Below are 9617 nucleotides of genomic sequence, written 5' to 3'. Positions count from 1 at the left end.
AACCCGCCTCGCCCGGACACCCCCGTCGTCACCCTCGCCGAGCCCACCAAAACAGTCCCAACCCCACGAGTGAAGCCCTAAAACACCGGTATTGCATCTAGGGTCCTTGGTGCTCGATCAGCTCAGCCTTGAACGAGCCGTTGAGGGCCCCGGTCGTGGCATTGACGCTCCTATAGTTCGTCAAGTTGCTTTCGTAGCTGTCCGTGATGGAGTCGACGGACGCGGTCGCGCCGGCCTTCGGCAGCCGATCGCCGTAGCGGATTGAGTCCGGGTTGTGAGCCGCGGTCGCTGTGATGAATCAGACCCAAGCCCTTCTTGATTCCACGCCGACAGAACGCCATCTCCAGGGCGTCCAGGGGGAGATCGGTGCGCACGTGGGTGGCGAGCTGCCGCCCGACGATTATCCGTGAATACACGTCCGGGACGAAGGCGACGTAGACCCAGCCCGACCACGTGCGGATATAGGGTCGGCGACCCACAGCTGATTGCGACAGTGGGCGGTGAAGCGTCGGTGGACCGGGCCTGGCGGTCTGGGTCGGACGGCTCAGGAATGGCGGTGTGGTGCCGCTGTCCGCGGACCACACCTTCCGGGCCGTCCTCGCGCATCAGCCGCTCGATGGCGCGCCGGGCCGCGGCAAGGTCCTTGCGCCGCAACTGGCCGTGGGTCCGCCAGGCTCCGTAGGTCTTGCCCGAGGCCGCATCGATGCGATGTATGTGCCCAATGGTCCGTTCACCGCGCAGGCACCGGGCAGGCTTGGGCCGCCGACGGCGGGTGCGGACGAGCGCGGTGAGGTGGGGTGCGTTCGCGGCTCGCCGGCGGGCCCTTTACGCGCTCGGGCGTACGCTGCGTTCGGCGATGCGGATCAGGGGGCGCTCGGGTACCAGGCGGCTGACGACGCGTGACACCAGGGCATTGCCGGCGCCGTCGACGACGGTCGCCTTGCGCCCGCCGAGCGCCGCGAGTGCTGTGGCGACGACCTGCTGCGGTGTGCGCCGGGCGCCGACCGACGCGTTGTCACCGGCCACGTCGAAGAACGGGGTGTCGGTGGCGCCCGGGCAGATCCCGAGGACGGTCACACCGGTGCCGCGGGTCTCGCCCCAGAGGGAACGTGTGAAGGACAGGACGAATGCCTTCGTCGCGGAGTAGACCGCCATATGCGGTACCGCCTGGAATCCGGCCGTGCTGGCGACGTTGATGACGGTGCCGCGCCCGCGCTCGACCATGCCGGGCAGGAGCCGGGTGGTGTTGCCGACGAGCGTGCCGACGTTGAGCTGCACCTGGGAGGCCATGTGGCCGGGGTCGGCCTCGGCGAGGTCGCCGTGGGAAGCGAAGCCGGCGTTGTTGATGAGGATGTCCACGGCGACGTCCTGCTCGTCGAGCGTGCGCGCGAGGGTCTCGGAGGAGTCGGGCCGGGAGAGGTCGAGGGCGATGGGTCTGACGGTCACGCCGTGCTTGGTCCGCAGGGCCGAGGCGAGTTCCTCCAGCTTGTCTTTCGAACGGGCGACGAGGACCAGGTCCACACCGCGGGCAGCCAACTGGCGGGCGAACTCGGCGCCGATCCCTGACGAAGCGCCGGTGACGACGGCCAGCTGGGAGGTGAGAGTGTCCGAGTAGTTCATATCTGTCTCCATACCTACTTGAAGGTTTTTTTCTTGGTGTTGAAAAGGCCGGGCGTGCCGACGGGCGTGATGTCCGGACTGCCCGCGTTCAGTGAGCTTCGATGGTCGCCTCAATGACTTCGGCGAGAACGCCCGCCGCACGGCGCAGCTCTTCGGGATTGGCGCGCCCCGTGGCCTCGAGGACGCCCTTCAGTCCGTCGAACGCACCTACGAATACGGTCGCCAGTGCGTGGGCGTCGGCCGAGAAGTGCAGGTCGCCCGCGCGGGCGCCGGCGAGGAGGAGTTCTTCGACCAGGCCGACCCACTCCGCGAGAACGGATACTTGGGCGTGTTCCTGCGGTGACTCGGTGGTGAGCTCACGATCGAGCCGCACGACGGACCATCCCGCGGGTTCGGCGATGACGAGGTCCACGAGGACGGGGACGAGGCCGCGTACCTGCGCGGCCGGCCCTCCGAGCCCCTCGAGCTGCCTGCGCACATGCGCAAGCATCCCTTGCTTCTGATCGTCGACGACCGCATGGGCCAGGGCGGCCTTGCTCTTGAAGTGGAAGTACACGGCGCCCTTGGTGAGACCCGTCTCGCTCACCACGTCGTCCATCCGGGCCAGGGCGTACCCCTTGGCATCGAAGACACGGGCGGCGGCGCGCAGAATCTCCCGGCGCGTCGCAGCGCCCTTCGGTGTCAGTTGATCCACTGGCCTTCCCATGCCCCGATACTAAATACCTTCGAGTCGGTTTTTCAAATTGCATTGCCCGGAGGACCCCGGCCACGGCGAGCGGCGGACTGGAGTGCGTGGCTTGATCGGCCGGATGTCGGTGCCCGATCCGGGAATCGTGGAGGCGACCCGGACCGCCCTCGACGAGGCCCTGGCGGGCCGCCCGCTGGTCTCAGCCGAGCGGTTCGTTCGTCCATGCGCTCCCTGTACGCCGAGCTCCGGCTGCGCACCCTGACGCGGCCGGCGCGAGCGATCGGCTGCTGTCCCGGTGGGAACAGGCCGGTCCCCACGCGGTTCTGGCCGCCCAGCACCGCGTTCGAGGGGCCGAAAAGCGGCACGGCTGGATCAGTGTTGTGGCCAGCGAGGCTGTCGAACTGCTGCCCGCGCCACCGGCGATCACCGCGATCGACGGCAACCTCCGCGCGGATCGAGGACAAGGCCGCCTTCAACATCCTGCTCGTAGCGGCCTGAGTGCCGGAGCAGGTGCGGATCCCAGGCCTACGCGTCGGGGGAAACTGCCCCCTCTGGTCAAGATCCGGCGCGCCAGGTCGGTGCGCGGCGGCTTGTGGTGCAGTCCACCAGGGCCGACTCCGGCGGAACAGTGCGCAGACCCTGCGGGCGCACGATCAGTGGAACAAGTCACACGACAACCAACGCTCAACTACTGGCGCAGGACACTAGGCAGCCCTGGTCTGGCGCCGGTAGCCGCCCGGGGCCAGGCCGTACTCCCGCTTGAATGCTCTGGCGAAGGAGAACTCCGAGCCGTATCCGGTGCGGGCGGCGACCGTCGTCAGTGAGGCGTTGGACTCGCGCAGCAGACGGGCGGCGGTCGTCATGCGCCAGCGGGTCAGATAGGCCATCGGCGGTTCGCCCACCAGCGAGGCGAACCGTCGGGCGAAGGCGGCGCGGGACAGCCCTGCCCGCTCGGCCAGCGATTCGACCGTCCACTGGACCGACGGGTCGTCGTGAATCGCCGACAGGGCAGGCGCCACCGCCGAGTCGCCCAGGGCCGCAGCCCACCCCTGGGCGGCGGTCGGGGGCTGATCGTCCAGCCAGGCCCGCAGGATGTAGAGGAGCAGCGAGTCGATCAGGCTGGGCACGATGCCGTCCGAGCCGATGCGTGGGTTTTCCAGCTCGGAGCCGAGCAGTTGGACGGCGGCGCTCAACTCCGGATGGCGGCCGTGCCGCGTCGGCAGATGGATCACCTCGGGCAGGTGGCGCACCAGCGGGTGCGGGCGGCTTTGATCCAGCTGGTAGTCGCCGCACAGGAGGCTGGTCTCGGGGCCTTTGCCACCGAGCGTGAGCGAGCCGATCGGTGAACCCCGTTGGAACTGCTCCGCCGTGGCCTCCACGGCCGGGGTGGAGGGATGATCGGCGAGGATATGGCCCCGCCCGCTGCGCAGGAAGATCACATCACCGGGGCTCAGCGGGATCGGCTTCAGATGCGGTGGTGTGTCATTGAGGGGGACCAGCCAGCAGGTCCCGTACAGCACCACATGGAACCCGGCGCCTGCGACTGGCGGCAGCCGCACGCCCCAGGGGGCGCGGCCGTTGGTCCGTACGGATGCCGGGTGCCCGGTGCGCATCGAGGCCAGCGCCTCGGTGAGGATATCCATCCGCCTTGCTCTCCCTGGTTCGGCCCGTCGCGGTCAGACCGTCAGGACAATCTTGCCCTGTACGTGTCCCGAGGCGACTAGCTCATGTGCCTTAGCGGCCTCCTCCAGCGGGAACGTCTCCTCGACGTGCGGGCGGATCAGGCCCGCGTCGACCAGGTCGGCGATCGCTTCGAGCGCGGCGTAGTCCGGCTCGACCGAGATGCCGGCGAAGCGCCGCCCGGCGGCCTCGACGCGTACGGCGAGCTTTGGGTCGGCGTGTTCCACGATGCTGATGAGTACGCCGCCGGGGCGCAGCACACTGAGCGAGAGATCGCCCTGGGCCGTGGAGTCGAAAACCACGTCGGCGTCCTTGACGGCCTCGGTGAAGTCGGTGGTCCGGTGGTCGATGACCTCGGTGGCGCCGAGGCCGCGGACGAAATCGTGCCGGGCCGGACTGGCCAAGGCGATCACATGGGCGCCGTGTGCCTTCGCGATCTGCACCGCGAAGTGGCCGACACCACCGGCTGCCCGGTGGATCAGTACCCGGTCGCCCTCCTTGACGCCTGCCGCCTGTACCAGGCCCTGCCAGGCCGTGAGCGCCGCGAGGGGGATGGCGGCGGCGTGCACATGGTCGAGCGAGGCGGGCTTGCGAGCCACCTGGCGGGACGGTGCGGCGACGTACTCGGCGTACCCGGTGGCGGCGCGGGGGAAGAACGGCATCCCGTATACCTCGTCACCCACCTCGAACCTGGCGCCGGGGCCGACCTCTTCGACCACCCCGGAAATGTCCCAGCCCACGCCGAACGGCGGCTCACCGAGCAGTGGGAAAGCGCCGGACCTGACGAACACGTCCACCGGGTTGACCGCACTGGCGTGAACCTTGACAAGTACCTCGCCGGGTAGTGGCTTCGGCCGCTCGGTCTCCGCGACCTCGAGGACCTCGGGGCCGCCGAAAGACTTCTGGAACACTGCGCGCACGGTAACTCTCCCTGGTTCGACCGGTTGATGTCCGGCTTGATGTCCTCAACCTTAGGAAGATCGAATGAGCCGCAGAATAGCCTTCCGTCTCGGCTACATGTCCCAGCGTCTTGTCGGCGGGTATTCTCGGCCGTAAATGCCTCAGACATCGATGACACCCTTACTCGACGATCATGAGGTAGATGATCAGGCCGTGGCGTCCGCAGGCAGGGCCGAGCGGCGCGTCGGCCTTGCCAGTCCGCACAGCCGGGTCTCTGGGTCAGCTGTGAGGCCGGGAACCTCAGCGTCGGGTACCAGCGCCCGCAGAACCACACGTAGAGGACGGTTTCATCCCAGCAGATTGAGCTTCCGCGACTACGAGGGCCGCCCGGCCTCCTCGGAGTCGCGATAAAGCTCTTGTCCTGCGGGTTCCGCTCGACGATCTCGATGCCGGTCCCGTGTCTGTGGCCGTGGGCTCGCCTCGGTCTTCGCCGGACGGTCGCCGGCGCGCGGGCAGGCGTCAGTCGGTGACGAGGTCGTCCGGGGCGGACCGAGCGAGTTCGGCCAGTGTGGCCAGCGCCTGGGAGAGAACGTCGGTCTGCGGGGAGGCAAGCCCCAGCCGGATCGCGTTGGGGGCGTGGTTATTGCCGACGGTGAACGCGGCGGCCGGCACCACTCCGATGCCGTGCCGGGCGGCGGCGGCGACGAAGGTGTCCGCGCGCCACGGGCGGGGCAGTTGCCACCAGCAGTGGTACGAGCGCGGGTCGCTCCGCACAGCGAAGCCGCCGAGGTGCCGGGCCGCGATCTCCTGCCGTACGGCGGCTTCCCGCTGCTTGGCCTGTACGAGCGCCTTCACGGTGCCGTCCTGCTGCCAGTGGTAGGCCGCCTCCAGTGCGAAGCGCATGGGGGTCCAACCCCCCGAGCGCAGCGACGTGGCGATCTCGCCCACCAGGAAGCCGGGCGCCACCACGAACCCGAGGGTCAGGCCAGGGGCGATGCGCTTGGACAGGCTGTCGACGAGGACGGTCTGCTCGGGGGCCAGAGAGGCGAGCGGCGGCACTTCGTCGTGGAGGAAGGCCCAGATGGCGTCCTCGATCGCGGGGATCCCCGACCGCAACAGGACATCGGACAGATGCTCCACCCGTTCCCGGGGCATCGTAATCGACAGCGGGTTGTGCAGAGTCGGCTGTACGTAGACGGCGTGCAGCGGACCGCTGCGGTGGGCTTCCTCGACGGCCTCCGGGATCAGCCCTGCTGCATCCATGGCCAGGGGCACGAGGGTGATGCCGAGCCGCGTGGCGATGGCCTTGATCACGGGGTAGGTCAGTTCCTCGACGCCGAGCCGAGCGCCCGGTGGCACCAGGGCGGTGACGACGGCCGAGATGGCCTGCCGCCCGTTCCCCGCGAAGAGCACCTGCGCCGGGTCGGGGCGCCAGCCGCCACGCGCGAGCAGATCGGCGGCGGACTCGCGGACGGCCGGAACGCCGGCCGCGCCGACGGGCCGCAGCGCGTACCCGAGGACATCGGGACGCAACAGCCCGCCGAGCCCGTTGGCCAGCAGCGTGGCCTGCTCGGACACCACCGGATAGTTGAGCTCCAGGTCGATCCGGCTGCCTGCGGGTTCGGTGAGCGCGGGCGCGGATGCACGGGGGACCGCGCGAACGAAGGTGCCGCGGCCCACTTCGCCGAGAGTGAGGCCCCGTCGGGCGAGTTCCTGGTAGACGCGGGTGGCGGTGGAGTTGGCGATGCCGTGCTGCTGGGCGAACTTGCGCTGCGGGGGAAGCCTGTCGCCCGGCCGGAGGATGCCGGCCCTGATCTCCTCGGCCACCGTGTCGGCGACGCTCTGATAGTCCTTCACGGCGCTCTCCTCTCGTCCACGTGCCTCCGCCATCCAACCACACAATTGCACCGAGTGCAATAACGCATATTGCATCGAGGTTTCGCGGGCAATATGCTCGCGGCATTGCTTCGAGCCTCGCCCGTGCACCGGGCTGTGGAACCCCTGTTTGGATGCGTCACGAGAGGGCGCGCGACCGCCGGAAAGGAGTCCTACCAGCAGTGAACACGACCGCATGGTCTCGGTCTCCGCTCGGCCGGACTCCCCTGCCGCTGCCCGACTGTGACCGGTGCGGATTCACCTCCTGCCTGGTAAGGCACGGTACGGTCGTCGGCCTGCTGCGGAAGTACGCGGCGGAGTGGCAGCGGGTCCTGACGGGGCCAGGGCTCGACGGCCAGCGCGCGGGCGTGCCTCACTGGTCACCGCTGGAACACGGCTGCCACGTCCGTGACATGTGTCTCCTGTTCCACAAGAGGCTCGACGCAATTTTCGAAACCACACCGATTGCACCGGACCACCGCACTGCGCCGGATGTCGGGCCAGTCGCAGAACGCCCGGACGTCGTCCAGCGCTACCGCGACGAGGAACCGCGACAGGTGGCGGAGGAACTGGGGTGGGCCGCCGAGGCCCTGGCCCGCCGCCTGGCCACGCTCACCGCCGACGACTGGGACCGCGACGGCACGGGCCTGGCCGACTCGCGACTCACCGTCGATTTCTTCACCCGTCATCTCCTCCACGACATCGCTCACGACCTCGCCGAGGTACAGCGCGGTGACCGCTCCGACAGGGCGCGTCCGGAGACGGCAGCGGGACATTCACAGCGAATGAGGGGTTTTCATGGTTGAACTGAGCGGGGTCCTCGGCGTGATGGTGGTGGCCCTCGGGATGGTGCTCACCCCGGGCCCGAACATGGTCTATCTCGTCTCACGCAGCATCACCCAGGGCAGGCGCGCCGGGATCATCTCCCTCGGCGGTGTGGCCCTGGGCTTCATCGTGTATCTACTGGCCGCAAACCTCGGCCTGTCGGTCGTCTTCATCGCCGTGCCCGAGCTGTACTTCGCAGTGAAGCTGGCCGGCGCGGCATACCTCGCCTACCTCGCCTGGACCGCGCTGAAGCCGGGCGGCGTCTCCGTCTTCACCCCGCAGGACGTCCCGCACGACTCGCCGCGCAAGCTATTCATGATGGGACTGATGACGAACCTGCTCAACCCGAAGATCGCCGTCATGTACCTCTCGCTCATCCCGCAGTTCATCGACCTGGAGAAAAGCCACGTCCTCCTCCAGGGCATCGCGCTCGGCTCGATCCAGATCGTGGTCAGCGTCGCGGTCAACCTCACCATCGTCCTGGCGGCCGGAACCATCGCCGTCTTCCTCTCGCGCCGCCCCTCCTGGCTCAAGGTGCAGCGCTACGCGATGGGCACGGCGCTCGGCGCGCTCGCCATCTCGCTGGCCCTCGACACCTCAGGTCCGGTCAAGTCGAGCTGACGGCACGGCACATGGGGAGCGGTCCGGTGCCGACCTGGGCTTTACCGCCCCAGGGACAGGAATTCCGTGTGTTCCTGAGAGGGGTGTTTCGCGGGTTGATGTCCGGTTCGTGACGTGGCTTGGGTGAGGTTGTGTGGTCAGGCGCTTCGGGTCACGCTATGGCCGGCCTGGGCGAACAGGCCGGGTTCGGTCTCGGCCAGGATGCTTTTGAGTTTCGAGCGCATGCCCTCGATGTTCTTCGGTGTGAAGCCGAGATCGAGGGTCTCGCACAGGGCCCGCAAGGGCCACGCCACCTCGGCGAAGACGGCGAGTTCACTACGACCTGCTCGCGCTCGCCCCTGATTACCGCGTCGAGCGCTTCGGCACGAAACTCGGCGACCTGCGCGTCACCGTCGCCGACCGCTTCGAAGACGGGGAATTCGACGGCGAGTTCGCCGACTGGGCCACTGCCCTTACCTTGCCGAAATCGTCTCCGAGTACACCTCCGTAGCCGCATCTCACTGCGCGGCGACGGGCGGCGCACCTGCCACGCATATCTCCCGTGCCCAACCGCGTCGGCGGACAGCGGCGAGGTCTGTAAAAGAAAGGAACGGCCTGGCGCTACTTCGACGCCTCCGCCATGGCCGACCGCCTCGCGCAACCTGGCCGCCGTCGCCGCCACCGAGGCTGCCTTCCTGGCTCGCGTCTCGGCCGCCCGCAAGCCCCCGGTCCTGGCCCGCTTCGACGACGGCTCCTATCTCTCCCGCTTCGGCGGCGTCGAGGTCCGCATCATCGAGTGCGAGATCACCATCACCACCAGCCAGGGCCGTCAGACCGGGCTCTACCGACTGGCCACCAACCTCCTTGACCACCACCGATACCCGGCATCCGACCTGGTCAGCCTGTATCACGAGCGATGGGAAGTGGAATCCGCCTACTTCGCGATCAAGAAGTCGATGCTGGGCCGACGGGTCCTGCGTTCGAAGACCTGGGCCGGCATCGCCCAGGAGGTCTACTCCCTGCTGAGTGCCTACCAGGGGCGTTGTCACGTTGGCTGGCTGGGGAGATGATCTTCGGGTTGATCATGCCGGAGGGGGACTCGTCCGTGGAGAGCGCGTCGCCGTCGTACAGGGGTCACCGGTACCCGGTCGAGGTGATCTCGCACTGTGTATGGCTGTACTTCCGCTTCCCGCTGTCCTACCGCGAGGTCGAGGAGCTGATGCTCCAGCGCGGCGTCATCGTCTCCTACGAGACCGTCCGGCGGTGGTGCCGGAAGTTCGGGCAGGCCTATGCCGACGGGCTGCGCCGCAGGCGTCCCCGGCCCGGTGACAAGGGGCACCTGGACGAGGTGTTCATCAGGATCAACGGTGAGCTGAAGTACCTGTGGCGGGCCGTCGACCAGGACGGCAACGTCCTGGACATCCTCGTG

At 68.4% G+C, this 9617-nt stretch carries 10 protein-coding genes and 1 pseudogene; 4 read left to right on the top strand and 7 right to left on the bottom strand.

Annotated elements, in window-relative coordinates; translation table 11 throughout:
* Positions 1 to 170 precede the first annotated feature (170 nt).
* The 7 genes and pseudogenes from ACFVYE_RS46775 to ACFVYE_RS46745 form a co-directional block, all read right to left on the bottom strand.
* The gene (locus tag ACFVYE_RS46775; RefSeq protein WP_389609660.1) at positions 171 to 479 is read right to left on the bottom strand and encodes a DDE-type integrase/transposase/recombinase; all 309 of its coding nucleotides are present in this window, start codon (positions 477 to 479) and stop codon (positions 171 to 173) included.
* A gap of 97 nt (positions 480 to 576) precedes the next feature.
* A pseudogene (locus ACFVYE_RS46770) lies at positions 577 to 714 on the bottom strand (IS3 family transposase); the annotation flags it as partial.
* Between the two features lie 111 nt (positions 715 to 825).
* On the bottom strand, positions 826 to 1620 hold the full coding sequence (locus tag ACFVYE_RS46765; protein WP_383979635.1) for an SDR family NAD(P)-dependent oxidoreductase: 795 nt from the start codon (positions 1618 to 1620) through the stop codon (positions 826 to 828).
* A gap of 88 nt (positions 1621 to 1708) precedes the next feature.
* Positions 1709 to 2326 (bottom strand): TetR/AcrR family transcriptional regulator, encoded by a 618-nt coding sequence (locus ACFVYE_RS46760; RefSeq protein ID WP_079179858.1) that lies wholly within the window; start codon positions 2324 to 2326, stop codon positions 1709 to 1711.
* Between the two features lie 686 nt (positions 2327 to 3012).
* Positions 3013 to 3951, bottom strand: a complete 939-nt coding sequence (locus ACFVYE_RS46755; RefSeq protein WP_383979664.1) for an AraC family transcriptional regulator — start codon at positions 3949 to 3951, stop codon at positions 3013 to 3015.
* A 33-nt stretch (positions 3952 to 3984) separates the two neighbouring features.
* The gene (locus ACFVYE_RS46750) at positions 3985 to 4908 is read right to left on the bottom strand and encodes an NADP-dependent oxidoreductase (protein WP_383979662.1); all 924 of its coding nucleotides are present in this window, start codon (positions 4906 to 4908) and stop codon (positions 3985 to 3987) included.
* Positions 4909 to 5407: 499 nt separating this feature from the next.
* The gene (locus tag ACFVYE_RS46745) at positions 5408 to 6745 is read right to left on the bottom strand and encodes a PLP-dependent aminotransferase family protein (protein ID WP_389609657.1); all 1338 of its coding nucleotides are present in this window, start codon (positions 6743 to 6745) and stop codon (positions 5408 to 5410) included.
* Positions 6746 to 6945: 200 nt separating this feature from the next.
* Between ACFVYE_RS46745 and ACFVYE_RS46740 the strand changes: the two genes are divergently transcribed.
* The 4 genes from ACFVYE_RS46740 to ACFVYE_RS46725 all read left to right on the top strand — a co-directional run.
* Positions 6946 to 7569, top strand: coding sequence for a DinB family protein (locus ACFVYE_RS46740; protein ID WP_389609655.1), 624 nt, complete (start codon positions 6946 to 6948; stop codon positions 7567 to 7569).
* Positions 7562 to 8209 carry a LysE family translocator gene (locus ACFVYE_RS46735; RefSeq protein WP_389609653.1) on the top strand — a complete coding sequence of 216 codons (648 nt, stop codon included), beginning with the start codon at positions 7562 to 7564 and terminating at the stop codon, positions 8207 to 8209. Before ACFVYE_RS46740 ends, ACFVYE_RS46735 begins: the two co-directional genes overlap by 8 nt.
* A 158-nt stretch (positions 8210 to 8367) precedes the next feature.
* Positions 8368 to 9258, top strand: a complete 891-nt coding sequence (locus ACFVYE_RS46730; RefSeq protein ID WP_383979838.1) for a transposase — start codon at positions 8368 to 8370, stop codon at positions 9256 to 9258.
* A 14-nt stretch (positions 9259 to 9272) separates the two neighbouring features.
* Positions 9273 to 9617: IS6 family transposase (locus ACFVYE_RS46725; protein ID WP_389609662.1), on the top strand; the 345-nt coding region annotated here is incomplete at its 3' end.

It is taken from the genome of Streptomyces sp. NPDC058239, assembly GCF_042882185.1.
GTDB lineage: Bacteria > Actinomycetota > Actinomycetes > Streptomycetales > Streptomycetaceae > Streptomyces.
This window is presented reverse-complemented; position numbering and strand designations above follow the sequence as displayed.

Excerpts from the sequence above, each read along its gene's own strand:
- ACFVYE_RS46765 (WP_383979635.1), bottom strand. The coding sequence starts at position 1,620 with ATGAACTACTCGGACACTCTCACCTCCCAGCTGGCCGTCGTCACCGGC.
- ACFVYE_RS46760 (WP_079179858.1), bottom strand. The coding sequence starts at position 2,326 with ATGGGAAGGCCAGTGGATCAACTGACACCGAAGGGCGCTGCGACGCGC.
- ACFVYE_RS46755 (WP_383979664.1), bottom strand. The coding sequence starts at position 3,951 with ATGGATATCCTCACCGAGGCGCTGGCCTCGATGCGCACCGGGCACCCG.
- ACFVYE_RS46735 (WP_389609653.1), top strand. The coding sequence starts at position 7,562 with ATGGTTGAACTGAGCGGGGTCCTCGGCGTGATGGTGGTGGCCCTCGGG.
- ACFVYE_RS46730 (WP_383979838.1), top strand. The coding sequence starts at position 8,368 with ATGGCCGGCCTGGGCGAACAGGCCGGGTTCGGTCTCGGCCAGGATGCT.